This is a genomic window from Azospirillum brasilense (assembly GCF_005222205.1).
Taxonomy (GTDB): Bacteria; Pseudomonadota; Alphaproteobacteria; order Azospirillales; family Azospirillaceae; genus Azospirillum; species Azospirillum brasilense_G.
Genome location: NZ_CP032347.1, coordinates 685,674 through 712,390, shown reverse-complemented (window position 1 = coordinate 712,390; position 26,717 = coordinate 685,674). Strand labels below are relative to the sequence as shown.

Genomic DNA, 26,717 nt, shown 5'->3' with positions numbered 1-26,717 from the left:
CAAGGAGGGGCGCATGGGCCATCTGCCGGGCCGTCTCGCCCGAAACCGCAGCGGGCTCGTCACCATCGAAGTGGCGGGAATCGCTTTGGCATTCGTTCTTCTGCTCGTCGCCGCGGTGGATTTCAGCCAGCATGTTTCGGCGGTTGGCAAGATCGCGCGCGCCGCCAGCGAGACGGCGAAGATCGCCACCCAGTTCAAGCGGCTGCGCCAGGGCATGACGGTCCAGCGCGGCGACGAGGTCGGCGTGCTGTTCGAGGCGGCGCGGCAGGTCGCCCAGCCGCTCGACATCGACAAGGTGGGGGCGGTGATCGTCACCTCGGTCGCCAATTCGGGAAGCGGCGGCAGCAAGGTGGCGTGGCAGCAGCGCTCGGGCAGTTCCTCCTGGACCAGCCGCATCGGTTCGGCTGTCGGCGGAGCGGCCACCCTGCCCAGCGCCTTCTCGATTCGCAGCGGGGACAGCGCCGTCTTCGTCGAGGTCTTCCACACCTATCAGCCGACCGTGCTGAGCGGCAGCCTGTTCGGCGGCGATCCCTCCGGCGTGCCGGTCTACAGCCAAGCCGTATCCCGCCCCCGTTTCGGCGACCTGACCATACTGGACCCGTGACATGAAGAAGACCGCTGTTCGCAGGCGGCGTGCCGGTGCGGCCGCCCAGCACCTGCTCTCCGCGTTATGCGGCTGTCTGGACGACCGGCGTGGCGCCACCGCCGTGATGGTCGCCGCGATAGTCGTTCCGCTGATCGGGGCCATCGGCCTGTCGGTCGACATGGGGCGCGGCTATCTCGTGCGACAACGCTTGTCGTCGGCCATCGACGCCGGGGCACTGGCCGGGGGCAGGGTGCTCGACACGACCAACGTCCAGGCGGACGCGATCCAGTATTTTCGCGCCAACATTCCGACGACCTACCTCGACACCCCGATTCCGGACCCCGAGGTCACCATCAGCGCCGACCGGCAGACCGTATCGGTGAAGTCCAGCGTGCGGGTTCCGACCACCCTGATCCGGGTGCTGGGAATCGACACCCTGCCCATCACGGTGGAAAACCGTGTGCGGCGCCAGATGTCCGGCGGGTTGGAACTGGCTCTCGTGCTCGATGTCACCGGATCGATGGCGACCGACAACCGCATCGGCAAGCTGCGTGATGCGGCGACCTCGCTGGTGAATATTCTGTTCGGCAACCAGACCGATACCCAGAAGCTGTGGATCTCCGTCGTTCCCTACTCGGCTGAGGTCAATCTTGGGACCAGCCACGGGGAGTGGATGACGCTGAGCGGTCCGTCCACCGGTGCCTATTCGCCGTCCACCTGGCGCGGCTGCGTCGAGGCGCGGCCGAGCCCCTACGACGAGGATGACACCCCGCCCATGGTCGCCGGGTTCAAGCGGTTCCTTTATCCCTCGACCAAAAGCATGAACAACGGCAAGGGCGGCGGCGACAATGATTGGCCGACGATCACCGACACCGGAACCTACACCAACAGCAACGACCGGACCGGACCGAACCTCGGCTGCGGTTTTCCGGTCCTGCCGCTGACCAACGTGAAGCAGGACCTGCTGAACAAGATCGCGACGCTTCAGCCGGTGAACCGTGGCGGGACCATGGCGAACCTCGGCCTTCAGGCGGGGTGGTTCACCGTGTCGCCGCGCTGGCAGGGGCTGTGGGGAGGCCCGACGCCGAAGGGGATGCCGCTCGACTACGGTTCTCCGGAAATGAGCAAGGCGATTGTTCTGGTCACCGACGGCGAGAATAGCTGGTTCGACCATTCCAAGCCGCCGACCGGCGATTACACAGCCTATGGCCGCATCGATGAAGGGCGGCTCGGCACCAAGTCCTTTTCCGAATCGACTTCCGAGATCAACAAGCGCATGGCCCGCCTGTGCGAGAAGCTGAAGAACCCCGGCGTTCTCGATGCCGACGGCAAACCAAAGCCCGGCATCACCATCTACACCATCACCATCGGACAGACGAACGCCAACACCCAGGCGCTCTACCGGAATTGCGCATCACAGCCCAGCTACTATTGGGACACGCCGAGCCCCGACCAGCTCAAGAGCGTGTTCCAGAGCATCGGGTCGCAGCTCACCAACTTGCGGCTGGAGCAGTGATCTGCTGGCGTCATTCCGGTGCCTGGTGGCGCATCGGAAGGACGCCAGGCTTTTGTGGGGGGCTGGTCAGCAGAAGCGGTCGGTCAGGTGGCCGGCGTCGGCCGGCACCGGTGGCGTGAAGCTGTGGGCCGCAGCGTTGGCGGTGGAGAGCGGCGGCAACCCGCAAACCGGGCAATGCGCCTGGATGCGCTGCTGTTCATGCACGGCGAAGCGAATGCCGCAGGGGCAGGTCCGTAGGTCGACAACACAGGAGCGCAGGTCGCGGGCGAGAATCCAGGCCATGGTCAGGTCGATGGCTGACTGGTTCAGACCCGTGCATTCCTGCCGCACGTCCATATAGAAGTCATGCGCGCGCAGCAGCGCCTCGATGTCGATCCTGCGCAACGCGTCGGCGCCGGCGCAGTTCAGATAGGCGGTCAGGATGATCGATGCCTCCAGCGCACGCTGGTGGGTCGCGAAGAGCCGGTCGGATTCCGGAAACATGCCCGACACCGAAGCGTGGCCATGAATCTCATGATAAAGCGTGCGGAGCTGTGTCGCGCTGAGATTGGTGTGCACCGCGACGATTGAGGTTCGGAGATTGCGCTTGATCAAACGTATTGCCAGCGCCAATTTCCGGTGCTGCTCACACTTGTTCACCATGTACACCGCCCTTCGGACGGCAATGGTTCAAGGCGGAGAAGATTAGGCTTGGAAGTATTTTTGTTGTTTTTGCGTGCGCCACAAATCGGGGTCATTCTGTTCCTCTCCCGCTCAAACATTCCGTTGTTCCTCGCATTCCTCCCGATGTGCATAGAAAAAGAATATATAACGGCTGCCGAGGCGAAGTTTTATTTTCCCGATTTATGCCGCATAATGCGTCGCCTCGCAACCTGCATGCGGTGGCGACAATTCGACGCATTCGATCAATAGTTGCGGTCCGGTGTCGCGGCCTGCCACGAAGGGTGCCACTGGATGCTGTTGCCGGCAGGACGGGTCAAAGGAAGGCTATGGCGTCGGGCGAAACCGCTTGGCGTTGCCTGGCATGGCGCGCCAGCTTATGGATTTCCGCCTGCTTGTCCCGAACCAGCCAGTCCGGCGCAAGGAATTGCGTGTGCCGTCCCGCCTGCAAGGAGCCGATGACGCGGACTGGTGGGATCGGCCAACGCAGGCTGTAGCTCATCGGCGCGGCGTCGCCGAACCGATAGGACTGGTGGACGCGGAGCCACTCGTCGGTGACCTCGACGATCGTTCCGCTCAACATCGCGAAGCCGGGCAACCCTGCAGGCGCCGCGCAGCGAGAAGAGGGCGGGGCATCCGCCCCGGCCCGCCGGACTCCGACGCGGGCCGGGGGCCGCGGAAGAACAGGGCTATCGGCCGCCGCGTCGGCCTTGAGGGCGTGGCGGATCGGCGGGCGTCGTGCATCCATGGCCAGTGTCGCTCAGCAATGAAGTCCCGCGTCGGCCCGGCAGTAGAACATCCAGGTCATGACAATGCAGGACAGATAGAAGATCAGGAAAAGCTGGATCGCCATGACCGGCGACCCGGTCAGGCTGATCGACAGTCCGAAAACGCCGGGAATGTAGAAGGCACCGAATGCCGCCAGCGCGGAGATGAACCCCAGCGCGGTCGCCGCCTCCAGCGTCGCTTCCTTCAGCGCACGCGCGCGGCCGAGATCGCCTTGCAGATCATATGCATGCATACGGTCGATCAGGAAGACGATCGGCACCATCTGATAGGTCGAGGCGCAGGCGACGCCGGCCGTGGCGAACACCAGCATGGAACTCAGCAGGAACATCCAGAACACCCCGCTGTTCAGGCAGATCGTCATCGTGCTCACCGCGAGGAACAGGATCACGAAAGCCCACAGGGTGATGCGTGCGCCACCCAGCCGGTCGGCCATGCCACCCGACAGCGACCGCGCCGCCGAACTGACGAGCGGTCCGAGGAAAGCGTAGGCAAGCGGGTCGATGCCGGGGAATTGTGCCTTCACCAGCATTGGGAAAGTGGCCGCGAAGCCGATGAAGGTGCCGAAGCTGCCGATGTAGAGCCACCCGTTGATCCAGGTGTGCATGCGACGGAAGATGACCGCCTGTTCGGCGAAGGACGCCTGTGAATGGCCGATATCGTTCATGCCGAACCAAGCCGCCGCGGTCGCCAGCAGAATGAAAGGGATCCAGATGAAGGCCGCGTTCTGCAGCCACACGCCCTGATGGGTTTCCAACGGCGCGCCGAGCGCAGCCGCGGCATGTGGGCCGCCGCCGAGCGGGCCGAGCAATGCGCCGCCGATCACCAGGGGAACGGCGAACTGCACCACCGCCACGCCAAGGTCGGCCATGCCGGCATTGACGCCCAACGCCCAGCCCTTCTGCTCCTTGGGGAAGAAGAAGGAGATGTTGGCCATGCTGGAGGCGAAGTTTCCACCGCCGAATCCGCACAGCAGCGCCAGCACCAGCAGCACACCGTAGGGCGTCTCCGGATGCTGCACGGCGATGCCGATGCCCAGGGCCGGGATGAGCAGGGACGCCGTGCTGATCGTCGTCCACAACCTCCCGCCGAAGATTGGCACGGTGAAGGCGTAGACCAGGCGCAGGACCGCTCCGGAAAGGCCCGGCGCGGCCGTCAGCCACAGTAGCTGTGTGGTTGTATATGAGAAGCCGACGATTGGAAGGTGCACGACGACGGCGCTCCACACCATCCAGACACAGGAGGCGAGAAGCAATGCGAAGGCCGAGATCGCGAGGTTGCGCATCGCGATCGGCTTGCCGCCGTCCACCCAGAAGGCCATGTCGTCGGGCCGCCAGTCGTCCAGTCGATCGCTCATGCGTGACAGAGTCTGGTCGGTCATCAATCGTCCTCACACATCGGGGATAGCCGGCCGCGTCGCCAGGCAGTCGCCGGCAGCGGCGATCGAGCGGAAAATAGTGGGCCGAGTGTACTCTCCGCCGCCGCAACTCCGCGATGTCAGGAAGACGCGCTTTTTTTTCGTCATTCGCCGAATGGCGAAAAAAAGACGCGTCCAAGCCCCCTGTACGGTTGCCTGGGTGCCTCGCTACGGTGATGTGCATACGGCCCTTCCCATTCAGGGTGCACGCCTATGCTGTCTCCAGAACGGACCATTGAGGATCGGGATGCCGGGGATTGGGACGCGCCGCTCCGTGATCGGGCGCATCCGCCGGAACCCGTCGCCGGCCCGCTCATTTCTCTCGCTGCCGCTGCCGCTGCCGCTGCCGCTGCCGCTGCAGCTCCGGCGGATACGTTGCGCCGGTTCCGTCTGTCGCAGGTGGAGCTGATGCCGACGGTGCGGCGGCTCGAACTTGACTGGCCGTGCAGTGTCGCGATGATGCAGCGCTTCGCCGAGTATGTGACCGGCGTTCCTGTCTGTCATCCACGCGATCCGGGATCGCGCTCCGGTTCGCCCACTCCGGTGCTGTTCCTGTGCCTTCAGATGGGGCTCAGCGCCTATGACGCTGCGGCCGACGAAAGCGACGACCGCCGTTTGCTCGCCTTCGTCGACGGGCTTTGCCAGGAGGCGGCGCGCGTGCTTTCCGGCATCGTGCTGTTTACGCCCGACAACGACTGCTGGATGGCGGGCAATGGGGCGGCGCTGCACGGATGGCTGGCGACATGTGATGCCCGTGGCGTGACTGTCCATCGTTCTCAGCGCCGCGGCGCCAGCCATCAGCGCGTTCTCTCGGCGATCGGCCGGTATGTCGTCCCGGCGCGCGAACGCGCGATCCTGGAGCGTGTCCTCCGGGCCGATGCGACGCCATAGGACGAACTGACGGCCCGCGCCGTCGAAAGCCGGATGACGGTATGCCGCTGCCGATTGTTCCCGACCACGCGATGGTCTTCTTCAACCTGCTTCGTTTGTCGTGCGTGCAAGAACGTTTGATGTCCCGGCATTGACAGGCACGGCAATCCGCTCGCGTCCGGCCCGCTCCCGATCTCACCCAAGGATCCAAGGACGTGCGCCGATAACCGTAATGGCCATACTTGCCGGCCAGCCGCAAGATGGCGCTGGTGAGCGCATCCTCATCGGCCGGAACCATCGGAAGTTCCCCGTGCCGCCTCCTGCAGGATCAGCTTGTCCAACGTCAGATCGGCCTCCGCCTTGCGCAGGCGCTGGTTCTCGCACTCCAGTTCCTTGACTGCTTGGCCTGATCCAGCTTCAGCCCGCCAAACTCCGCGCGCCAGCGATCGTAGGTCTGCTCCGAGATGGCCTGTATGCAGCAGGTCTCGCCGACCGTGTGCCCCTACGCCACCGCCACCTCGATGGCGCGCAACAGGCCGATGATCTGTTCCGGCGTATGCCGTTCCGTCCTCCTGCTGATTTGCCCAGCCCTCGGATAGGGACTGGCGCTGGTTCAGGGGGGCAGCTCACAGGCGCCCGACGCAATGAGCCTTGCTGTGACCGTCTCGAACAGGAGCATGCGGTAAGCATTACGCCTTTATCGCCGATGACCTCCTGTTGCAATCCTTCGTCAGTCAGAAGCTGGGACTGGCGGATTTACCCGAGATTGCGCACCTGTTGCTGCAGGCCATTCTACTATGAACGCCGATTGACATGTCATCAGGTTGACGACCTGCAGCTTTCCTCGTCGGGATTATTTACTAGTCGGTATGCGTGGTAGACGGGGGGACTTTTGGGGTGCGGAACTGCATCAAAATCAAGTGGGGCATATGTTCACCGCCAGCAGCCGCAATTCTCGGTGATTGCGTGCCCCCGCAACCAACTTCGGTTGACAGCCCGCCTCGCAAGAGGCGGGCTTTTGGCGTTTTTGGCCAGCCTCATCGCGCGGCTCCAAGCCCTTGATTACTTCAAAGCGTTGGATAGTCATAGGGACACGTCCCATGATTCAGCTTCCTCACTCGACCACAAGGCGGGGCTCGGCGGAGGGATGCCCGGCATCACGCTCGATGGCATCGCGCGCCGTCTGCAGGGCGTGGGGCAGCGCACGCCGCGCGGCGGTCTCCGCTGGAGCCGGCCGTTGGTGAAGAGATTCCATTATTGAAGGCATTTGCATGCTGGTCGGCGTCAGAACCCCAGCCGATTCACAGACATCCTTTCGAGCAGAATGGCGGCCTGACGGGTTGGGCCTTATCGCCCTTTCCAAAGCCCTTCCGTGAGCAATGCCCGCAGTTGGGCGGGATCGATTGGCTTGTGCAGCATGCGAATGCCGGTCCGCCCAGCCTCGGCCAGCCGTTCAGCCGAGGTGTCGCCGGTCACCAGAACCGTGACCGGCGTGCCGCGCCGGCGGGCTTCGCTGATGATGGACACGCCGGTCTCTCCCGCGCCCAGGGAGTGGTCGGCGATCAGGATGTCCGGTGGAGCCTCGAACTCCTTCAACATGGTCCGTGCTTGCGCCAGCGTGCGGGCGGCGTGCACGGACACGCCCCAGCTTCTCAGGGTGACATCCAGAGCCTTCAGCACCATCGGTTCGTCGTCCACCACCAGGGCGGTCCGCCCCTGCAGCGTCCCGATGAGGGGCTCCCCTCCAGCGGCTGGGAGCTGCGCTTCCTCCTCCGCCAGCGGAAGCATCAGGGTAAAGGTGGACCCTTTACCGGGTTCGGAGCGGACCGTCACCCGGGCCGCCAGCAGCTCGGCGACCCGCTGCACGGTGGCGAGGCCGATGCCGAAGCCGCGCGCATGCTCACGGGTCGCGTTTCCGATCTGGTAATAGGGATCGAAGATGCGCTCCAACTCCTCCGGGGCGATGCCCCGCCCGGTGTCGGTCACGTCGATCGCCAGCTGATCCTCCTCGACCCGCGTCTCCACCGTGACGCCGCCCCGTTCGGTGTATTTGAGGGCGTTGGAAATCAGGTTGCGCAGCACCAATTCCACCAGCAGCGGGTCGGACCGGACCGATCTGGCAGCCGGCGGCATGTGCAACCGCAGCTTCGCCTCGCGCGCCGGTCCCTGGAACTCGCCGTAAAGACGCGTCAGCAACTCGTCGAGATCGAAGACCCGCGCCTGCACCGTGAGCAGGCCGGCGTCGAGCCGCGCCACCTCCAGCAGCCCGCTCAGCATGCCCGTCAGACTGGTCATGCTGTCCGACAACGGCTTCAGGAGTTCGCGCGCCTTCGGGTCGAGCGGCTGCCGCCGCAACAGCTCAAGAAACAGGTTGGCCGCCTGCACCGGCTGGCGCAGATCATGGCTGACCGAGGCAAGGAAGTTCGACTTCTCCCGGCTCGCCGCCTCGGCCGTGTCGCGTGCCTGCTGCAGCAGGGCTTCGGCGTGCTTGTGGTCGTGGATATCGGTCGAGGTGCCGAACCAGCGGAGGATCGCGCCGTCGTGCGGATCGCGGTAGGGCAGGCCGCGGACAAGGAACCAACGGTACTCCCCTGTCTTCGAACGGAGGCGATGCTCGACAAGGTAGAGGCTGCCCGTCCGCTGTGCCTCTTGGAAGCGCTTGGTCGTCAGCGCCGCATCGTCCGGATGGATGAAGTCGGCGATGACGTCCGAAACCTTGGTTGGCGCCGTCCGAGGGTCGTATGCGACACCGGTATAGTCGGCCCATTGCCGGTTGAAGAACTCGACCCGTCCTTCGGCGTCGGTGATCCAAACGATCTGCGGCACGGCGTCCGCCATCAACCGGAACTGCGCCTCGCTCTCGCGCAGGGCCGCTTCGGTCTCCCGCCGGGCGGTCAGATCGGCGGTGACCGCCAGGAAACGGCGATCGTCCCCGTTGTTGCCGGGCACGATCGTGATGCCGCTGTTCGCCCAGACGTGCGTCCCGTCGGGCCGCAGGTAGCGCTTGTCGAGCGCCACGGTCTCTCCCGTCCGCAAGGCCTGTTCAATGACCATGCGGCTCGCCGCGAGATCATCGGGGTGGGTGACGTCGACGACCGACAAGCCCACAACCTCCTCCCGTGCACGCCCCAGAATTCGGCAGAGTTCGTCGTTCACGTGGAGGAAGCGGCCATCCAGCGTGAGTTCCGACAGGCCGACCGCCGCGCGGGCGAAGAGGGCGGACAGCCGCGCCTCGCTGCGCCGCAGGGCCTCGTCGGTGTTTCGGCGGGACGTGATGTTGCTGGCGGTCCCAAACCACTCGCAGACTTCGCCGTCCGGATCCAGGATCGGCACCGCCCGCGAATGCGTCCATCCCAGTGATCCGTCAGCCTGCCGGACCCGATGCTCCAGATCGAAGGCGCTCTTGGTCCGGATGGCTTCCCGTATGGTGTCGAGAAGCTGCGGCTGATCGTCCGGATGGATGTACTCCTCAAGCCACGCCTTGTTGCCGTCCGTCGTGTCGGTGAGGAAGCCGTGCCCGTCAAGCTGCCGCAGTTCGGTCCAGTCGATGTTCATGCGGTAGATGGCGTAGGAGGAGGCGTTCACCAAAGCGCGGAAGCGGCTCTCGCTGTCGCGCAAGGCGAGTTCGGTCCGCTTGCGGTTGGTCACCTCATGCACCGTCACCAGGACGCCCGCGATGATCCCGGCATCGTTGCGGACCGGGCTGTAGGTGAGGTCGAACCAGGTTTCCTCCGGGACGCCGTTGCGCTCAAGGATCAGCTTCTGGTCGTCGAACCCTCGGGATTCACCATGGAGCACGGCCTCGTAGATCGGCCCGTTGAAGTCCCAAACCTCGGGCCAACACTCGCGGGTGGGTTGGCCGAGGGCGCGGGGATGTTTGCCGGCGGTGATTTCTGCATAGCAATCGTTGTAGATCTGGATGAGGTCTGGCCCCCAGAGAACAATCATGCCGAGCGGGGAGGCGAGAATCAGGTCGACGACAACCCGCAAGGACAGCGGCCAGTTCGCCTTCGGTCCGAGGGGCGTCGCAGCCCAATCATGGGCCCGGATCAGCGCTCCCATGGTCCCGCCGCCGCTGGGCCAATCCGGCTCCAAACCGATGGCGTCAGGGTTCATGGCCGCCGCTTGGGGCAGGAGGCTGGGCAAGCGACGACGGCGGCAGCGCAACACGCTCCTGAAGCAGGCGCAACCCGTCGCGCACCACCTCGCTGGCCGTCTGGTAACGGCCGGACGCCACCAGAGTCTGGACGAAGCGGTCAAGTTCCGGGGTGAGGGAGATGCTCTGGCTGATGCGCCTGGACATGTGACCATCGCAACGGAAGGGAAGCGGTGCCACAGAGTACGACACCGAGTCAGAGCCCGGAAGTCGCCCGAAGGGCATGGTACCTCCGGCCATAGTTTTCGAATGGGGGAGGAGAGGCGGCAGTGCAGAAGACACTGCAGCGGGCGCGTCGGGGTGCCAAGCTGAGCTGGGCCGGGCTTGGATCCAGGACATTGGACCGTGAGAATCGAGCGGCAATGATGCAAATCTAAACGGCTGGATTCTAACTTTGATTGAAAATTAGGTTGTGACTAAGCCTGGAAAGTGGCGTAATTGGCGCCGCCATCTTGCCGGTTATTTGATTGCCGGGGAATGGGCGGCCCATCGGACCGCTATGGGTGCGGCGGCGCTGGACATGCGGATTGTTGCTAAAGGCACCCCCAAGGAACGAGGCGGGGCACTCCTCGCCACCCCGGCGGCGCAAAATATCGTGCCGCCGGGGTGGCGAAAAGTGCCCCGCCTGCTGTTGACGCCGGAAAAGGGAGCGTGAGTTCGGACGTGAAAGCGGTCGCTCGTGAGAATAAAGAGCAGTCTCCGCCTAATGTCGTGGTGAGCGAGTTCTAATTCGCCGGTTGGACGACTGGGCTGCAAGCCATTGCCGCGGTCCGTCGGTCTGGTGCGGTCACCGGCAACCTACCGCTGCACAATCCCTTTTCCCAGGGACCCTGAAACCGCCCCAGGGCAAAGCCTCCACCGCCTCCAGCAACCGGGGGCGTCATTGAGAGCGCCTTTGAGCGCAGCCGGTGGGTCGACGGAAACCCCGGGCCTGAAAGAGGAACGAAGCGAAGACGATTCACTCAAGCAAGGCAGACGCTTATGAACGCACAACCGCCCCAGCATGGCGGAGATCGCGCGGAGAAGTCCGCAAGCCCACCAACCTACCGACCACCATCCCCCGGCTTGAGCGGCGTGCTCGAACGGAACATCCAGGCGCTGCACCAGCGCAGGGAACGGGAGGAGGTGGAGGCGACCGCGGAGGAGCGGATTGCCGACGCGATCACCCGCTTCACCGGCAGCATGACGTTCGTTTATCTGCATTTGGCGTTCTTTGGTTTCTGGATCATCGCCAATCTGGGGTGGGTGCCCGGCGTTCCGCGCTGGGATCCCTCCTTCGTCGTCCTGGCGATGATCGCGTCCGTGGAAGCCATCTTTCTGTCCACCTTCGTGCTCATCAGCCAGAACCGGATGTCCGAGGTCGCCAGCAAGCGGGCCGATCTCGATCTGCAAATCAGCCTGTTGGCGGAGCACGAAATCACCAAACTGACAGCCCTGGTGTCGTCCATCGCCGATCACATGGGAGTGAAGACGGAGGTCGACTCCGATCTGGACGTCATCAAGCAGGACGTCGCTCCCGAAGCGGTGCTTGACCAGATTGAGGCTAAGACGTCTTCGAAGAAACCCGCGGACCGGAAGCCGTGATGGACCCTTTGCGCCGCTTTAAACCGAACTTCCGTTCGCTTTAGACTCACATCGCCTCACTTGCCGGCGGGCTTCGGCCGCATGTGCGGCCGGGACCGCCGTCGCGGTCCAAAGCGGATTGCAATCCGCTTTAGCAGGGTGCGGAAAAAGGGCTGTGCACGGGCGGTTGGTCGTGATTCTTTTCGGTTGAGAAGAACGCGACCGACGAGGGGACGATGCGGGGTTCGGACGAACGCAGCGAGGGTCTGTTCAGCTACGTGAGCTGCGAGGCGCGGGTTCCAGCCAACCACCCGCTGCGAGCGATCCGGGCCATCGTGGACGAGGCGCTGGAGGTGATGTCGCCGGCGTTCGAGGGGCTGTACTCCAAGATCGGGCGCCCCTCGATCCCGCCGGAGAAGCTGCTGCGGGCGCTGCTGCTCCAGGCCTTCTACTCGGTGCGCTCGGAACGCCAGTTGATGGAGCAGCTCGATTACAACCTGCTGTTCCGCTGGTTCGTCGGCCTGTCCATGGACGCCCCGGTGTGGGACGTCACCGTGTTCACCAAGAACCGCGAGCGTCTTCTGGCCGGCGATGTGGCGGCCAAGTTCCTGGCGACCGTGCTGGGTCAGCCGAAGGTCAAGGCGCTGCTGTCGGACGAGCATTTCTCGGTGGACGGCACGCTGATCGAAGCCTGGGCGTCGGTGAAGAGCTTCCGGCCCAAAGACGGCAGCGGCGAGCCGCCGGGGCCGGGGCGCAACGGCGAGCGCGACTTCCATGGCGAGAAGCGGTCCAACGAGACGCATGCCTCGACCAGCGATCCCGAGGCGCGGCTCTACCGCAAGGGCAACGGCCAGCCGGCGAAGCTGGCCTTCATGGGCCACGCGCTGATGGAGAACCACCACGCCCTGGTGGTGGACGTGCGGCTCACCGCGGCCAGCGGCCTGGCCGAACGTGCGGCGGCGGTGGCCATGATCGAGGCCATCCCCGGCCGCCACCGCATCACGGTCGGCGCTGACAAGGCCTACGACACCAAGGATTTCGTGGCGGACATGCGCGACTTGGGCGTGGCTCCGCATGTTGCCCGAAATACCAGCAACCGCCGCTCGGCGATCGACGGCCGGACCACCCGCCATCCCGGCTACGCCGTCAGCCTGCGGGTCCGCAAGCGGATCGAAGAGGTCTTTGGCTGGATCAAGGGAGCCGGCTTGCGCAAGACGCGCCATTGCGGAGCAGCCCGTGTCGGTTGGATGTTCACCCTAACCGCCACCGCTTACAACCTGATCCGCCTGCCCAAGCTGCTGGCTGCGGCATAATCACGCCCGCAATCCGCCTGAACGGCGGTTCTGGGAGCCTCGGAGCGAGGAAAAACGCTCCGTCCCGACCAAATCGCCCGCTGAAACCCGCATTCTCAGCCTCAGCGGAGGAAAAAGGCCGGAATATGTTCGTTTTTCCGCACCCTGTTAGTGGAAGGGCAGGGCCGCACTGGTGCCGCGGCTGGCCCTTCGCATCGCGCATTCCAGTTCCCGTTCCAACGTTTCCGCGCGATGCGCGGCGGTGTGGTGGTCCAGGATTCGCCGCCGCGCCCTTGCGCCCATCGCTTGGCGGGTGTTTTCGTCCAGTTGGTGAAGGGCGTGCAGAACGTCACCCGACGTGTGGGCGAGGATGATCTCGCGGTTTGGCTCCAGCAGCGCGTCGAGGCCGTCCCAATGGTCGGAGATGATCGGAGTGGCGCAGGCGGCGGCTTCGAACAGCCGGACGCTGGGGCTGTGGCCGGCGCGGATCATGTCCTCGCGCGTCACGTTCAAGGTGAAGCGGCTGGCCGCATAGAAGGCGGGATGCTCGGCTGGAGGAACATGATGCCGACGTTCGACATTTCCGGGCCAGGCGATCCCGTCGGGGTATTGCGGACCGGCGACGACGAAGCGCAGCGATGGCGCCCGCCGGGCCGGCTCCAGCAGCAAACGCTCCAGTGTCGGTTGCCGGTCGGGGCTGTAGGTGCCGAGGTAACTCAGATCCCAGCGCTTGGGCGTGTGCAGGGGCGCGTAGGCGTCGGCATCGACGGAGCAATGAAGCGCGCGCGCCGCCGGAGAGCCGTAGCGGGATTGCAGCCGCTCCAGCGTCGGGCCGCCCGTGAAGGAGAAATACACGTCATAGCCGGGAATGAGGGCAGGGGAGAGATACTCCTCGTCGCCGCGTTCCAGCTTCGCCAGGGTCACCGGCGTGTCGATGTCGTAGAAGGCGACGATCCCCTGCGCGGTTTCCTGCGCCCAGCGGCCGACGGTGACGCCGTCGGGCACGTAGGAACCGACGAGCACCGCGTCGGCCTCCTCGATCTTGCCGGCCCACCGCCGCAGGCCAGTGAGATCCTCGTAGAAGGCCAGCCGGCAATAGCCGGGATCGGCGAGATCACGATTCTGGGCGTACCAGGGAACGTCGCGCTCCAGGAACAGGATGTCGTGGCCGCGCGCGGCGAACGCCTTGAGGAGGGCGCGGAAGGTGGTGGCGTGGCCGTTCCCCCAGGAAGAGGACAGGCTCAGCCCCAGGACGACGAGCTTCACGCCGCGCTCCTTTCCCGCAGCGCCACCAAGGCTTCGCGCAGTAGCAGGTCCACTTCCGCGCCGCGCCGTGCGTAGGTGTGTTCCGCAAGGGTGCGCCGTCGTGCGGCGTCACCGATGGCGCGGGCGCGGAGCGGGGTGAGGGCGCGCAGATGATCGGTCACGTCCTGGCCGTCGCGGGCGACCAGAATCTCCTCGCCCGGGGTGAGGAACAGTTCGACCCCCGTCCAGGCGTCGGTGATCAGGCAGGCCGCCGCTCCGGCAGCCTCGAACACCCGCGTGGCGGGCGAGAAGCCGACCTCGGCCATGCTGTCGCGGGCGATGTTTAGAACCGCCAGCGCCGAGCTGTTGAAGGCGTTGTGGTCGGCGGTGCCGACATGGCCGATGTGGGTGACGTTGGCCGGCAGCCCCTTCGTCTCCCAGCCGCTGCCGCCGATGATGTAGCGCCCCTGCGGGTTGTGCGCGGCTGGCTCCAGGAAGAAGCGCTCCACCCGCTCCTCGCGGTCGGGCAGCCGGTTGCCGAGAAAGCTGAGGTCGGCGGCGAACCGCGGTCGGGCAGGGGCCGGCTGGTGCGTTGCCGGGTCCAGCGCGTTGTAGATGGGGCGGCAGAGGCGGGCGCCCATCGCCTCGTAGGCCGCGACCACCGGCGGGCCGCCGCCGTAGGTCAGCACGGCGTCGATCCGCGGCAACCGCCGGCGCAGGGGATGGTCCGGCGCCTGCCGAAGCTCGGCCAAGGTGGCGGGAGCGTCGACATCCCAATAGACACGCAAAGCGTGGGAACCGGCGGCATCCATCACGCCGTCGAGCAACTCGTCGTCGAAGACGCCGACGCCGTTCGCCTTCACCACCACATCGGCCTCGGCGGCACGGGCGATCACGGTGCGGCAGGATTCGGCGGTGGCCTCGTACACCACGACGCTGGCCCAGCCGGGCGGCTCGATGTCACGGTGCTTCTGGCGGTCGAAGGCGTCCGGTTCGTAGAAGGTGACGTCCCAGCCCCGCTTGGCGAGTTCGCTCAGCATGCCGCGATAGTAGGTGGCGGCGCCGTTCCAGTAGGAAGAAAGCAGGCTCGAACCGTAGAAGGCCATCTTCATCGGACAGGCTCCAGCATCGAAGAGGGGGTGGGCGTGCCAGCCAGAGCGGCGGCGATGGCAAGCAGTTCCCTGGCGCGGTGGGCGCAGGTGTGGCGGGCGCGGATCGTTTCCAGGCCGTTGCGGACCAACGCCGCGCGGAGGTCGGCGTCGCCGTCCACGGCGCGCAGATGGGCGGTCATATGGGCACCGTCGCGGGCGACCAGGAAATCCGCTCCCGGTCGGAACAGACCTTCGCAATCGCTCCATGGCGCGCTGACCAATGGGATGCCGCAGGCCAGCGCCTCGAACACGCGGATGGTCGGGATGCCTGGGAGGGATTCGACGTAGAAACGGCGCGGCACATGGACGGTGACCCGATGGCGGGCGAAGGTCGCGGGGGCGCGGACGTTGGGCAGCCAGCCCTTGTAGGCGATGCCGTGCCGCTTCAGCGTCGCCAGGGCTTCGGCGGGATAGCGCACGCCATAGACGTCCAGAGCCAGACCCGCGGCGCGGGCGGGAGCGAACAGAAAGCTCCCCAGCTCCTTCGTCCGCTCGCCATCACCCCAATTGCCGATCCACACCGCTCCGCTGCGCCGCTCCTCCCCGGGCAGCGGGTGGAACAGCCGGACGTCGGCGGCTTCGTGCCAGACGAAGACCCGATCCTCCCAGCCCCAGCGCCGGTACACGGCGGCCAGGGTTTCGCCGAAGGCCAGGACGCCATCGTAGCCGGAGAGATCGAAGGCGGAGATGGCCTTCGGATCACTGACCGCGCGATGGTGCGTGTCGTGGAACAGCAGGAGAAAGCGACCGCCCTGCGCCCGCGCCCGGCCCACCGCCGCGACCAGAACCGGGTCGTTCCATTCATGGACGATGACCAGATCGGCCCCCTCGCACAGCGCCGCCGCGTCGGTGTCGGCCGTGAAGGTCAGCGAGGTCAGGTCCGGATAGGCGGTCCGGTAGGGCGCCAGCCCCGCTTCGCCATGATCGGCCAGCAGGTTCCGCAGGCTCCACGCGCCCTCCGGCTCGAAGACGCGGACCTCATGGCCGAGGGTGATCAGCTCCCTCAGGACGCCGCGCAGGAAATGGGCGTTGCCGTGGTTCCAGCAGGACGCCAGCGAATGGGTGAAATAGACGATCCTCACGCGACGGCCTCCTTGCGGGAGGGGGTGGAGGTGTGACGGGCCAGGACGTTGCGGTAGAGACTGCGCATGCCGGAGGCCATCGACTCCATGCCGTATTGCCCGGCTTTGAGCCGCGCCGCCTCGCCGAGGCGCCCGGCTTCCCCCGGATCGTCCAGCAGGCGGCGGATCGTGGCGGCGAGGGCTGCGCTGTCCCTCGGCTCCACAAAGAGTGCGGCGCCGTCCCACAGCTCGCGGAAGGTCGCGATGTCCGACAGCACCAGCGCACAGCCGGCCTGGGCGGCTTCAAGCACCGTCAGGCCGAACGGCTCGTAGAGCGCGGCGGAAGCGAAGACCGGTGCCCGCGCCAGCCACGTCGCGACCGACGCCGCATCCAGGCGCCCGAGCGCCGCGGCGTGACGCAGGGTCCGGCGATTCCCGCCCGGTCCCTCCAGCGAGCCGGCGGCGACCACCGGTGCCTCCAGCAGCGCCGCCGCCGCGTCCAGCGTTGCGATGTTCTTTCCATCGTCCCACAAGCGTCCGGCGGTGAAGACGAAACGCTCCCGTCCGCCCGGTTCTCCACCTGGAGGACGGCGTCCGTTGCGCACCACGACCGGTGGCGGCAAACCATAGGCGGCGGCGGTCGCCTGCGCGAAGGCGGCGCTCGGCGCCGCCAGCGCATCGCAGGCCCGGTAGCCCCGCGCCAGAACCTCGATCCGCCAGAGAAAGTCGCCCGGCAGGGCACCGCCGCGCAGGGTGGCCCACCATGTCGCCAGACAGGAATGGCAGACCCCTACGACCGGGACCGTGAAACCGGCGTCCGCCGCCAGGGCCGGGCTGTTGAGGTGGACGAGATCCACCTCCAACCGCCGAGCGAGCGCTCCCAGGGCTTCGGCGCCGCGCCGGATCGCGGCCGGGTCTTCCGCCATCCAGTCCAGCGGGAGGCCGGTGTCGATCAATTCCAGGCCGGGGATGGCGCGCGCCGCCGCGGTCTGGTCATCCTGCGGTGATGGCCCAAGCACCGCCAGGGTGACGCGCAGGCCGCCTGCCGCCAGTTCCTGCGCGAGGTCGAGCGCGTAGGTCCACACTCCACCCACGCTGTCCGCCGTCATCAACAGATGGGCGGGGGCTGCTGCCGGGGGCATCACCGGCAACCGCATGCGGCCTCCAGCTTATGCAAGGGCAGGGGCTCCTCCTCCTGAATGTCGCTCAGTCGCGCGAACTGGCGCAGATAGTGCTCGTGCGCCCTTTCCCACGCCCGGTCGTCCGGTTCGCCCCACAGGCGGCGGTAATCGGGCGAAGCGGGGTAGGGGTAGAGCGGCACCGGATCGTTGGCCCAGACGCCGGCACCGTGCAGCCTCTCCCGCCATCGCGCGACGAGCCCGGCGTCGTCGCCGGCCATGGCGATCAGGTTGGCCTGGACGAAGGGCACGCTGCGCCGGGCGTGGATCAGGCGGTCGGCCAATGCGTCGGTGCTCATACGGCAATTCTTGTCGAGCGCGGCGCGGCCCTCCTCGGTCAGGCTTTCCACCCCCGCCTCGATCGACACGCAGCCGGCGGCCCCCAGGAGATCCAGCATGTCGGGCTTCCACAGGTCGATGCGGGTCTGGATGCCGAACTCGACCGGACGCTCCACCAGCGCTTCCAACAGGTCACGGCGGGGCAGGAAGATCTCGTCGATGAAATAGACGTAACGCACGCCGGCGGCGATCAACCGGTCGATCTCCTCCAGAACGATGGCGGTGTCGCGGCGGCGGTACTGGTCGCGGAAGTCGATCTTGGCGCAGAAGGAACAGGAGTAGGGGCAGCCGCGCGACGCCTCGACCTCAGCCCCCGCGCCGAGCGGTTCGGTGCCGTAGCGGTGGTGATGGTGGGGGTGGCGCTCCAGCCATTCGGCGGGCCAGGACAGCGCCGGGAGATCGACGAAACGGCCGGCGTGCGGCCCGCCGGTGAGGACGGTTCCGCCGCCGCCGCGGAAGGCCAGCGCCGGAACGCCGTCCAACCCCGGCTGGCCGGAATCCAGGCGGTCGGCAAGCCGTTTCACGACCTCCTCGCATTCGCCCCGCACGATGACGTCCACGCCCAGCTTGTCCAGGGCTGCACCGGGGGTGGTCGATCCATGCGGACCCACCGCGACGGTCCGGCCGCCGCGTCCATCCAGCGCCAGCAGGAAATCACGGGGGATTCGCAGCTCCGGCGGGGCGCACCGCCAGAACAGGTAGGTCGGCGCGGTCGTCACCACGGTCATGCCGGGTGCGAAGCCGGCCACCCGATCCGCGAGTTCGCCGTTCGACAATCCCGTCAATGGCCCGTCGAGCAGCAGGACCTCGTGTCCGGCCTGCTCCAGCAGCGCCTTGCAGTAGCCCAGTTCGAGAGGCAGATGCGGCTCGCGGCAGCCGAAATAGATGCTGTGCGCGAAGGCCCAGGCCGGGTTGACCAACGCCACACGCATCACGTCGCCTCCACCGAGGCCGGTCCGGACCGGCGGTTCATGCCACCAGCCCCCGCGCTACGAGTTCGCTCCGGGCCTCGGCGACGTGGTCCTGCGCCTCCTGCCGGGCAACCCATTCGGCGAGTTCGGCCAGCCCCTCGGCGAAATCCTGCCGCGCTTCGTAGTTCAGGACCGTCCGCGCCCGGCCCAGGTCGGGGATGTTGTGGCGGATGTCGCCAGCGCGCGCTTGGCCGGTGATGTCCGGAGCCAGGTCGGACCGGCCCATCGAGGCGGCCTGGAGCCGCGCCACCTCCTCCACGGTGCGGTCCTCGCCGGACCCGATGTTGAACACCTCACCGTTGGCGGTCGGCTGGTCGAGCGCCAGCAGGAACGCGCGCGCCACGTCGCCGACATGCACGAAGTCGCGCCGCTGTTGGCCATCCTCGAAGATCATCGGCCGCTGGCCGTTGGCGATGCGCGAGGCGAAGATCGCCAGCACCCCGGTGTAGGGGTTCGACAGCGCCTGCCCGGGGCCGTAGACGTTCCACAGCCGCAACGCCGCCCCTTCCATCCCATACTGGGCGGTAAGCGTCAGGGTCAGCCGCTCCTGCACGTATTTGCCGATGGCGTAGACGGACCTGAGGGCCGGGCGCTTGCTCTCGGGCGTGGGGACGGGGATCAGCGGCCGTCCATCGTAATCGAGCGGGTCCCAGGAGCCGTCCGGGTTGCGCGGGCCGCGCACCACATCCTCCATCGGCGTTCCGTCGGCCGTCCGGTACAGCCCCTCGCCGTAGATGCTCATCGAGGAGGCGACCACCACCCGGCGGACCGGTCGGTCGATCAACCGCTGGAACAGCACGGCCGTCCCGTGGTCGTTCACCGAGGTGTAGCGGTCCACCGCGTACATGCTCTGGCCGACACCGACCTCGGCGGCGAGATGGATCACGCAATCCACTCCCTCCAACGCTCGACCGACCATGGCCTCGTCGCGTATGTCCCCGATCAGCAACTCAACGTCCGGGTCCAGTTCGTCGGGCCGCGTCCGGGTGGGATGGACCTGCGCGATCAGACTGTCGAGAACCCGAACCCGGTCGCCGCGGGCGAGGAGTGCCCTGGCGACGTGGCGGCCGATGAAACCGGCGCCACCGGTGACAAGAACGGATTCTCCCACGAGCCCCTCCGCTGATGGACAGTGATGTCTGTGTCAGCTATTTCTGGTTGTTCTGGGTATGTGTAAAATTGCCAGTAATTGCCACGATTCTTCTTTGAAAAGAAATACAGCTTTTCACTTGCATGCGTGAGACATCGCTATGTTCGCTTCGTGAAAAGAAGCGCGATCACGTCAATGTTAACATCGCCGTTGAACTTTCAGCACCTTATCCAAAAGGCGTGGTCAGATTGGACGATCTTCCAGCAATTATTTTTCCAAGATACAAATACCACTCCGGTCCATTAAGATAATTTTCGGGACAAGGAGAATTTCGTGACTGGGAAAAAGCTGCGGGTGGCGATTGCCGGTGTCGGAAATTGCGCTTCATCCTTCGTGCAAGGTGTAAGCTACTATGCCGATGCCCACGCTAACGAGCCGCCGCCCGGGCTGATGACTCTCGATCTCGGTGGCTATCGGGTCAGTGACATCGAAATATCCGCCGCTTTCGATGTGAACGCCGCCAAGGTCGGACGGGATTTGTCCGACGCCATCTTTGCCCCTCCGAACAACACGTGCCGCTTCGCAAGCCCGTGTGCTTCGGGGGTGCACGTGGAGCGCGGTCCGACACTGGACGGCATCGGCCGTTATTTGGCCGGTGACATCGAGGAGTCGGGGGAGGCGCCGGTTGCCATCGCCGAGTCCCTGCGCCGCTCAGGCACCGATATCCTGGTGTCTTACCTGCCGGTCGGTTCGCAGCGGGCCACGGAATTCTATGCCGAGCAGGCGCTGGAGGCCGGCTGCGCCTTCGTCAACTGCATCCCGGTTTTCATCGCCTCCGACCCGGGTTGGGCGAAGCGGTTCGAGCGGCACGGCCTGCCGATCATCGGCGACGACATCAAGAGCCAGATGGGTGCCACCATCATCCACCGCGCGCTGGCGAACCTGTTCCGCGAGCGCGGCATCCGGCTCGACCACACCTATCAGCTGAACTTCGGCGGGAACACCGACTTCAAGAACATGCTGGAACGCGAACGCCTGGAATCGAAGAAGATCTCGAAGACCCGTGCCGTCACCAGCCAACTGGACGTGCCGCTCGACGCGGACGACGTCCATATTGGTCCCAGCGATCATGTGCCCTGGCTGGCCGACCGGAAATGGGCGCACATCCGGCTGGAAGGCACCGCCTTCGGGGGTGTGCCCCTCAGCGTGGAACTGAAGCTGGAGGTCTGGGACAGCCCGAACTCCGCCGGCATCGTGATCGACGCGGTGCGCTGCGCCAAGCTGGCGCTGGACCGGAAGATGGCCGGGCCGCTGGTCGGACCGTCGAGTTACTTCATGAAATCGCCCCCCGAGCAGTTCACGGACCATGAAGCGCGCGAGCGCACGCTGCGCTTCATCGCCGGCGAGGCGGCGGACGGACGGCGCTTCCGGGCGTGAGCGGCGGCGTGGAAACGATCCTGGTCCTGCTGCGTCACGCGTCGCACGACCGGCTCGGCTCCGTGTTGTGCGGACGCATGCCCGGCGTGACGCTCAGCGAGGCCGGCCGGCGCGAGGCCGGGGCGCTGGCCGTCACATTGACGCGTCACCGGTTCGCCGCCGTCCTGTCCAGCCCGTTGGAACGCGCCGTGGAAACGGCGGCCGCCATCGCCGCGTCACAGGCCTTGGCCGTGGAGGTGGAGGAGGATCTCAACGAACTTGATCTCGGCGCCTGGGCCGGGATGCGCTTCGAGGACCTGCGCGGCGACCCGGCTTGGAATGTGTGGAACAGCGCGCGGTCGCACGCCCGCCCGCCCGGGGGCGAAACGATGCTGGAGGCTCAGGCCCGGACGGCGCGCTGCATCGAGCGGCTGCGCCGCCGGTACGCCGGCCGGACCGTCGCGCTGGTCAGCCACGCCGACGTCATCAAGGCGGCGCTGTGCCACGCCTTGGGGCTTTCCGTAGACTTCCACGCCCGGTTCGAAATCGCTCCGGCGTCCCTCAGTGTGCTGATCGCCGGGGAATGGGGCCTGAAGGTCCACAGCATCAACGAGGCGGCGGAATGACGAATCTGACGACCGACCAGATCCGCGCCCGGGTCGCCGCGCTGGGGGATTGGTTCCACAACATTGATCTGAACGGCGTCAGCACCGCCCCCGACCACTTCCTACACGATTACCCGAACGTGAAATGGCGGCGGTTCGCCCATGCGGTCCCGCAGGATCTGAGCGGCCTGACGGTGCTCGACATCGGCTGCAACGGTGGCTTCTACTCCATCGAGATGAAGCGGCGCGGCGCCGAGCGGGTGGTGGGAATCGACTTCGATGACCGTTACCTTGCACAGGCGCGCTTCGCCGCCGAAGTGACCCGCCAGGACATCGAGTTCCGCAAGCTGTCGGTTTACGACCTCGCGTTGCTGGGGGAGCGGTTCGACGTCGTCTTGTTCATGGGGGTGCTTTACCATCTGCGCCACCCGCTGCTGGCTCTCGACCTGATCCACGAGCATGCCGCCCGCGACCTGATGATCTTCCAATCGATGCAGCGCGGCTCCGAGACGGTCGAACCGGTGGGCACCGATTACGATTTCCGCCAGCAGGACCATTTCAACGCGCCCGGCTATCCGAAGCTGCATTTCATCGAACACCAGTATTCCGGCGACTGGACGAACTGGTGGGTCCCGAACGCCGCCTGCGCCGAGGCCATGCTGCGCAGTGCCGGCTTTCGGGTCGTCGAGCATCCGGAGCAGGAGGTCTATGTCTGCCGCCGCGCTGCACGGCCGACGGAGGCGGGCGCCGTCTATCCCGCCCTGCCATCCACCGCCGCACCATCCGCCGGACCGGCATCGGCAAACAACGTCAGGACGGGAAGCCAGGGATGATCGAAGCCGCCAAGATCTGGAACGAGCCCAACAACAAGTCCCACTGGAATCCCGATCTCGATCCGGAATGGGATCGGTTCGCCCGCATGACGATCCTGGCCGGACAGGCGATCCGGGCGGAGAACAGCGCGCTCACGCGCGTGCTCGGCGGCATCTCGCCCATCGATCCCTCCTTCATCCGCCGTCTGGACGAGCGTGGTGCGCTGGACCATGTGGATGTGGTTGCGGTGCATGGCTTTCCGCTCGACTGGAATCTCTGGCAGATCCGGGAATGGCCGGACAAGATCGAGGAAATCCGCGCCGTCACCGGCAAGCCCATCTGGGTGACGGAGGCCGGCGTCTCGTCCTTTGGCGCGGAGGAGGTGCAGGCCTGGGGTGTCACCCGCACCGCGGAGCTGCTGATCGGCCGGGTTCCGCGCATTCATTGGTACAGCCTCTATGACCTGCCCAGCGCCTGGGAGGCGACGACGCGCCACAAGGAGGCGGAGGGCTCCTCCTACTACCGTCATTTCCACATGGGGCTGCTGCGGGCGGACGGCACGCCCAAGCCGGCGCTCAACGCCTACGCGCCCTATGCGGCCGAGATGGGGATTTGCCAATGGTTTCACTTCGAGGATCACCGGCTGGACGAGGCGGTGGCCTGGATGAAGCGGTTGGGCGTCCGGCATCTGCGCACCGGTCTGTCCTGGGCCGACAGCTTCCGGCCGAACGCGCTCGGTTGGTTCGACCGTCAGATGGAAGCGCTGGCCGATTTTGATGTCACCATCACTTTTTGCTTCACGCCCGAGCATCGTGGAATCGAACCACACCACACCAGCCCGCCCCAGGTTGCCGAGGAGTTCGCGGAGTTTTGCGCCGCCATGGTCCGTCGCTACGCCAGCACCGCTCCGGCAGCGCCGTTCCCCCTGCTGGCGATGGATTAGGAGGCGGTAGACCAGGACATCTCGCCACGCGGAGCGGCTGAACCATGCTGGTTTACGGCGATCGCGACCGTCTTGAGAACCCACGCGTCGTCGTGGCGAGGATCGCCGCCGCCCATCTTGCGGCCGCCGCCAAGCCTGACGGGCTGATCCGTCATGGCCTGCTGGTGTCCCTGTTCATCGAGGCGGCGGAGCTTGCGCAGGGCCTCGCAGACGCGGAATTCGCGGCGCTGGGGGAGGACGATTGCACCCCATGCCGCGATGCGGCGACGGCGGTCGTGATGGAACTGGCCCGCGCCGTCGCCCGGTCCTGGCGCGGCGAGCCGCAGCCGGGCGCTTGCGCGCTGGCGGTTGAGCTGGAGACGTTGTCGGCGCAACCCTTGCCCGAAACCGTGCGGATACGCCGACCTGAAGGCTATGCCTTCTATGGCCTCTATCCGGAAGCCTATCTGGAGGCTGCGGCCCGACTTCCGCCGGACCTGCCTGCTCCGGTCGTCGTGATTGGCCTGCGCAGCATCGGAACCGGACTGGCGGCGATGGCGGCGGTTGCGCTGGACGCAGCGCCTCCGGTCACTCTGCGTCCGATCGGTCATCCGTTCCAACGCGCCGTCCGCGTGTCGGCCCGCCTGCGGGCCGCCCTGTTCGCCGACGCGGGCGCGTCCTATGTGATCGTCGATGAAGGGCCGGGTCTGTCGGGCAGTTCGTTCGGCGCCGTCGCCGATTGGTTGGAGGCGGCGGGCGTGCCGTCCCGGCGGATCGCGTTCCTTCCCAGCCATAAAGGCGATCCGGGTCCGCGCTCATCCGACCGGCACCGCCGCCGCTGGGCCGAGGCGGTGCGTCCGGTGATCGGCTTCAATGAACTGGTGCACGCTGCGCACGGCCCGGTGCCGCCGTTGGAGCGCTGGTTCGAGGACACGCTCGGCCCTGCGGTCGCACCGTTGCGTGATCTGTCGGGCGGCGCATGGCGGACGGCATCGGCGGAATTGGCGGCGAATGTTGCGGCGGACTGGCCGCCGGTCCATGCGCAGCAGGAACGCCGCAAGTTCCTGCTGCGCACTGCCTCCGGCTCCTGGCTTTTGAAATTCGCCGGCCTCGGACGCCTGGGCGAGGCCAAGCTGGACCGGGCCCGCGCGTTGCATCAGGCGGGTTTCACGACGGAACCCATGGCACTCCGTCATGGCTTCCTGGCGGAGCGCTGGTTGGACGGCGCGCAACCGCCCTCCACCATGCCTTTGAAACGTTTGGCCGACTATCTCCGGTTCCGCGCGCAACGCTTTCCGGCGGAGTGCGACACAGGCGCCAGCCTTCCGGACCTGCTGGCGATGGCACGCGTGAACATCGGCGAGGCGCTTGGCGCCGCGGCAACCGTCTCCTTGGATCGCTGGACGCCGGACATCCTGAGAGAGCTGGACGCCGGGGTCCGGCGCGCCGTCACCGACAACCGCCTTCACATCTGGGAGTGGCTGCGCACCACCGACGGCCGGTTGCTGAAGACCGACTCGCTCGATCATGCCGACGCGCATGACCTGATCGGCTGCCAGGACATCGCTTGGGACGTGGCGGGGGCCATCGTCGAATTCGGCCTTGCGGCGGCGGAAGCCGGCCGGCTGTGCGGCGCGGTGGGCGCTTCAAAGCGGCTGGTGGCCTTCCATCTTCCCTGCTATCTCGCCTTCCAGATCGGCTGCTGGTCATTCGCCTCCTCCGATGCGGGAGCGGCGTCGATGCGTCGCTTCTACGAGGAGGCTTGGAAACGGCAAGCGGGCCGTGGCGAGCGCTCCCCACCCCCCGCCGTCACCCCATGACCACCGCTTCGAGCATCACCTTCGGACCTGGCTCGTTCCCGGCAATCGTGGAACTCGTGCTCAGCCGGTCTGGGCAGCGCCTTCGAAGACCGACAGCGTTTATTGGCCTTCTGCCGTCTCGTCACCGTGCGCCGGGCTGATCACAAGCAGCAGGTCTCCGGGCTGGATGATATGGCGGTGACGCTCCGTGAAGGGAATGGCGTGGCCATTGCTGTGGATCTGCACGACCACGCCGGCGGTCGCCATTGCCATGGTCTTGCCGATCTCCTCCGGGGCCGCCGGGCGCTCCGTCAGCACCATTTGGCCACCCACCGACATGAGGTCGCACAGGAAGGGTGTCGCATGGCTGGTTTCCACGGCATCGGCCATGAGATAGCCGCCGATCCTGGGCGGCGACACCACCAAGTCGGCGCCGCTCAACTTGGCCAGCTTGATGTTCTCCTCCTGCTTGATGTTGCCCACGATCTTGGTGCCGGCGGCCAGATGGCGGACCGTCAGGATCACCAGAATGGTGGTGTCGTCCCGGCCCGAGCTGACGATCACGGCCTTGGCGCTTCCCACGCAGGCCCGGGTGAGCATCTCTTCGCTGGTGGCGTCGCCGAGCAACCCGATGAACCCCGCCTCGGCCGCCAGCCGGACGCGTTCCTCCGATTGGTCGATCACGACGATCCGTTCGCCCGGATGTCCCTTGGCGACCGTCTCCTGCGCGGCGATGAGTCCACTATGCCCGAAGCCGCACAGCACGATATGCCCCTGCAGATGCTTCTGAATCCGGCTCATTCGGAAATCCTCGATGATCCGCTGCACAACGAATTCGTAGGCGGTGCCCAGGAAGATGAACCAGATGAAGATGCGGATGGGCGTGACCGCGAAGGCATCGATCAGCCGCGCGGTGTCGCTGACCGGAACGATGTCGCCGTAACCCACGGTGGTGACGGTGATCATCGCGAAGTAGAGGATGTCGGGAAAGCTGACATGGCCGTCGATCTGGTCCTTCAGCCCATCGCGGTCGAACCAGAACACCGCGATGACCAGGGCGATCAGGACGACCACGAGCCCGACACGAAGGGCGAGCGTCTGTTCCGCCGACATTCCGGAGCGGACATGAAGAACCCGGCCCTGCCGGGGCTTAGACTTGATCCGCCACATCTCGTTGCCATTCCGCTCGCCAAGCTTTGGCATGGGCCATCCATTGAATGACACTCCCGGCCTTCATAACGGGGATCGCCGCGTGTCGCTCCACAAGGTGGCCAGGTGGAG

22 protein-coding genes and 1 pseudogene are annotated in these 26,717 nt (G+C 66.2%); 10 read left to right on the top strand and 13 right to left on the bottom strand.

Annotated features, from left to right (window positions below):
* Positions 1-13: 13 nt before the first annotated feature.
* Positions 14-604 (top strand): TadE/TadG family type IV pilus assembly protein, encoded by a 591-nt coding sequence (locus D3869_RS33230; protein WP_051658549.1) that lies wholly within the window; start codon positions 14-16, stop codon positions 602-604.
* Position 605: 1 nt separating this feature from the next.
* Entirely contained in the window at positions 606-2,102 is a 1,497-nt protein-coding gene (locus D3869_RS25270; RefSeq protein ID WP_137142506.1) for a pilus assembly protein, read from the top strand.
* 66 nt (positions 2,103-2,168) lie between these two features.
* On the opposite strand, the gene D3869_RS25265 is transcribed toward D3869_RS25270, so the two are convergent.
* The 3 genes from D3869_RS25265 to D3869_RS25255 form a co-directional block, all read right to left on the bottom strand.
* Positions 2,169-2,744, bottom strand: a complete 576-nt coding sequence (locus D3869_RS25265) for a FlhC family transcriptional regulator (protein ID WP_137142505.1) — start codon at positions 2,742-2,744, stop codon at positions 2,169-2,171.
* A gap of 334 nt (positions 2,745-3,078) precedes the next feature.
* Complete coding sequence (locus tag D3869_RS25260) at positions 3,079-3,360, bottom strand: hypothetical protein (RefSeq protein WP_137142504.1); 282 nt, start codon at positions 3,358-3,360, stop codon at positions 3,079-3,081.
* 162 nt (positions 3,361-3,522) lie between these two features.
* Positions 3,523-4,929, bottom strand: coding sequence for an MFS transporter (locus D3869_RS25255; protein WP_247895966.1), 1,407 nt, complete (start codon positions 4,927-4,929; stop codon positions 3,523-3,525).
* Positions 4,930-5,178: 249 nt separating this feature from the next.
* On the opposite strand from D3869_RS25255, the gene D3869_RS25250 reads away from it, so the two are divergent.
* Entirely contained in the window at positions 5,179-5,856 is a 678-nt protein-coding gene (locus D3869_RS25250) for a hypothetical protein (RefSeq protein ID WP_137142503.1), read from the top strand.
* Positions 5,857-6,046: 190 nt separating this feature from the next.
* Here the strand turns inward: D3869_RS25250 and D3869_RS34085 are convergent.
* The 3 genes and pseudogenes from D3869_RS34085 to D3869_RS25235 form a co-directional block, all read right to left on the bottom strand.
* Positions 6,047-6,415 (bottom strand): annotated as a pseudogene (locus D3869_RS34085) (transposase); the annotation flags it as partial.
* Positions 6,416-7,182: 767 nt separating this feature from the next.
* Positions 7,183-9,951 (bottom strand): PAS domain-containing hybrid sensor histidine kinase/response regulator, encoded by a 2,769-nt coding sequence (locus tag D3869_RS25240; RefSeq protein ID WP_247895965.1) that lies wholly within the window; start codon positions 9,949-9,951, stop codon positions 7,183-7,185.
* Complete coding sequence (locus tag D3869_RS25235) at positions 9,941-10,138, bottom strand: type II toxin-antitoxin system ParD family antitoxin (RefSeq protein WP_137142501.1); 198 nt, start codon at positions 10,136-10,138, stop codon at positions 9,941-9,943. The genes D3869_RS25240 and D3869_RS25235 overlap by 11 nt, the downstream gene beginning before the upstream one ends.
* Before the next feature lie 834 nt (positions 10,139-10,972).
* Here D3869_RS25235 and D3869_RS25230 point away from each other — a divergent pair.
* Both D3869_RS25230 and D3869_RS25225 read left to right on the top strand, forming a co-directional pair.
* Positions 10,973-11,575 carry a DUF1003 domain-containing protein gene (locus D3869_RS25230; protein ID WP_247895964.1) on the top strand — a complete coding sequence of 201 codons (603 nt, stop codon included), beginning with the start codon at positions 10,973-10,975 and terminating at the stop codon, positions 11,573-11,575.
* Between the two features lie 215 nt (positions 11,576-11,790).
* A complete protein-coding gene (locus D3869_RS25225) occupies positions 11,791-12,867 on the top strand; it encodes an IS5 family transposase (RefSeq protein ID WP_137142500.1) in 1,077 nt (358 codons plus the stop codon).
* Positions 12,868-13,014: 147 nt separating this feature from the next.
* Here D3869_RS25225 and D3869_RS25220 read toward each other — a convergent pair whose 3' ends face one another.
* The 6 genes from D3869_RS25220 to D3869_RS25195 are packed head-to-tail and all read right to left on the bottom strand — an operon-like array spanning position 13,015 to position 19,902.
* The gene (locus D3869_RS25220; protein ID WP_137142499.1) at positions 13,015-14,112 is read right to left on the bottom strand and encodes a CgeB family protein; all 1,098 of its coding nucleotides are present in this window, start codon (positions 14,110-14,112) and stop codon (positions 13,015-13,017) included.
* On the bottom strand, positions 14,109-15,203 hold the full coding sequence (locus D3869_RS25215; protein ID WP_137142498.1) for a CgeB family protein: 1,095 nt from the start codon (positions 15,201-15,203) through the stop codon (positions 14,109-14,111). The genes D3869_RS25220 and D3869_RS25215 overlap by 4 nt, the downstream gene beginning before the upstream one ends.
* Positions 15,200-16,324: a CgeB family protein gene (locus tag D3869_RS25210; protein ID WP_137142497.1), complete on the bottom strand. Its 1,125-nt coding sequence runs from the start codon at positions 16,322-16,324 to the stop codon at positions 15,200-15,202. Before D3869_RS25210 ends, D3869_RS25215 begins: the two co-directional genes overlap by 4 nt.
* Positions 16,321-17,460, bottom strand: a complete 1,140-nt coding sequence (locus tag D3869_RS25205) for a glycosyltransferase family 4 protein (RefSeq protein WP_247895963.1) — start codon at positions 17,458-17,460, stop codon at positions 16,321-16,323. The genes D3869_RS25210 and D3869_RS25205 overlap by 4 nt, the downstream gene beginning before the upstream one ends.
* The gene (locus D3869_RS25200) at positions 17,445-18,752 is read right to left on the bottom strand and encodes a TIGR04295 family B12-binding domain-containing radical SAM protein (protein ID WP_137142496.1); all 1,308 of its coding nucleotides are present in this window, start codon (positions 18,750-18,752) and stop codon (positions 17,445-17,447) included. The genes D3869_RS25205 and D3869_RS25200 overlap by 16 nt, the downstream gene beginning before the upstream one ends.
* 37 nt (positions 18,753-18,789) lie before the next feature.
* Positions 18,790-19,902, bottom strand: a complete 1,113-nt coding sequence (locus D3869_RS25195) for an NAD-dependent epimerase/dehydratase family protein (RefSeq protein WP_137142495.1) — start codon at positions 19,900-19,902, stop codon at positions 18,790-18,792.
* A 312-nt stretch (positions 19,903-20,214) separates the two neighbouring features.
* Here D3869_RS25195 and D3869_RS25190 point away from each other — a divergent pair, with 312 nt between their 5' ends.
* From D3869_RS25190 to D3869_RS25170, 5 genes are read left to right on the top strand one after another with little or no spacing between them, the layout of a single operon-like run.
* Complete coding sequence (locus D3869_RS25190; RefSeq protein ID WP_137142494.1) at positions 20,215-21,318, top strand: inositol-3-phosphate synthase; 1,104 nt, start codon at positions 20,215-20,217, stop codon at positions 21,316-21,318.
* Between the two features lie 8 nt (positions 21,319-21,326).
* On the top strand, positions 21,327-21,923 hold the full coding sequence (locus tag D3869_RS25185) for a histidine phosphatase family protein (protein ID WP_247895962.1): 597 nt from the start codon (positions 21,327-21,329) through the stop codon (positions 21,921-21,923).
* On the top strand, positions 21,920-22,735 hold the full coding sequence (locus D3869_RS25180; protein WP_137142492.1) for a TIGR04290 family methyltransferase: 816 nt from the start codon (positions 21,920-21,922) through the stop codon (positions 22,733-22,735). The genes D3869_RS25185 and D3869_RS25180 overlap by 4 nt, the downstream gene beginning before the upstream one ends.
* Positions 22,732-23,658, top strand: coding sequence for a beta-xylosidase (locus tag D3869_RS25175; protein ID WP_137142491.1), 927 nt, complete (start codon positions 22,732-22,734; stop codon positions 23,656-23,658). Before D3869_RS25180 ends, D3869_RS25175 begins: the two co-directional genes overlap by 4 nt.
* A gap of 44 nt (positions 23,659-23,702) precedes the next feature.
* Positions 23,703-25,457, top strand: a complete 1,755-nt coding sequence (locus tag D3869_RS25170; protein WP_137142490.1) for a hypothetical protein — start codon at positions 23,703-23,705, stop codon at positions 25,455-25,457.
* A gap of 99 nt (positions 25,458-25,556) precedes the next feature.
* Here the strand turns inward: D3869_RS25170 and D3869_RS25165 are convergent, their stop codons facing one another.
* The gene (locus D3869_RS25165) at positions 25,557-26,639 is read right to left on the bottom strand and encodes a potassium channel family protein (protein ID WP_137142489.1); all 1,083 of its coding nucleotides are present in this window, start codon (positions 26,637-26,639) and stop codon (positions 25,557-25,559) included.
* Positions 26,640-26,717 lie beyond the last annotated feature (78 nt).

Coding starts and splice junctions, on each gene's coding strand:
- D3869_RS25255 (WP_247895966.1), bottom strand. CDS start 4,929: ATGACCGACCAGACTCTGTCACGCATGAGCGATCGACTGGACGACTGG.
- D3869_RS25180 (WP_137142492.1), top strand. CDS start 21,920: ATGACGAATCTGACGACCGACCAGATCCGCGCCCGGGTCGCCGCGCTG.
- D3869_RS25235 (WP_137142501.1), bottom strand. CDS start 10,138: ATGTCCAGGCGCATCAGCCAGAGCATCTCCCTCACCCCGGAACTTGAC.
- D3869_RS25165 (WP_137142489.1), bottom strand. CDS start 26,639: ATGCCAAAGCTTGGCGAGCGGAATGGCAACGAGATGTGGCGGATCAAG.
- D3869_RS33230 (WP_051658549.1), top strand. CDS start 14: ATGGGCCATCTGCCGGGCCGTCTCGCCCGAAACCGCAGCGGGCTCGTC.
- D3869_RS25270 (WP_137142506.1), top strand. CDS start 606: ATGAAGAAGACCGCTGTTCGCAGGCGGCGTGCCGGTGCGGCCGCCCAG.
- D3869_RS25175 (WP_137142491.1), top strand. CDS start 22,732: ATGATCGAAGCCGCCAAGATCTGGAACGAGCCCAACAACAAGTCCCAC.
- D3869_RS25170 (WP_137142490.1), top strand. CDS start 23,703: ATGCTGGTTTACGGCGATCGCGACCGTCTTGAGAACCCACGCGTCGTC.
- D3869_RS25200 (WP_137142496.1), bottom strand. CDS start 18,752: ATGCGTGTGGCGTTGGTCAACCCGGCCTGGGCCTTCGCGCACAGCATC.
- D3869_RS25240 (WP_247895965.1), bottom strand. CDS start 9,951: ATGAACCCTGACGCCATCGGTTTGGAGCCGGATTGGCCCAGCGGCGGC.
- D3869_RS25250 (WP_137142503.1), top strand. CDS start 5,179: ATGCTGTCTCCAGAACGGACCATTGAGGATCGGGATGCCGGGGATTGG.
- D3869_RS25265 (WP_137142505.1), bottom strand. CDS start 2,744: ATGGTGAACAAGTGTGAGCAGCACCGGAAATTGGCGCTGGCAATACGT.
- D3869_RS25215 (WP_137142498.1), bottom strand. CDS start 15,203: ATGAAGATGGCCTTCTACGGTTCGAGCCTGCTTTCTTCCTACTGGAAC.
- D3869_RS25230 (WP_247895964.1), top strand. CDS start 10,973: ATGAACGCACAACCGCCCCAGCATGGCGGAGATCGCGCGGAGAAGTCC.
- D3869_RS25205 (WP_247895963.1), bottom strand. CDS start 17,460: ATGCGGTTGCCGGTGATGCCCCCGGCAGCAGCCCCCGCCCATCTGTTG.
- D3869_RS25225 (WP_137142500.1), top strand. CDS start 11,791: ATGCGGGGTTCGGACGAACGCAGCGAGGGTCTGTTCAGCTACGTGAGC.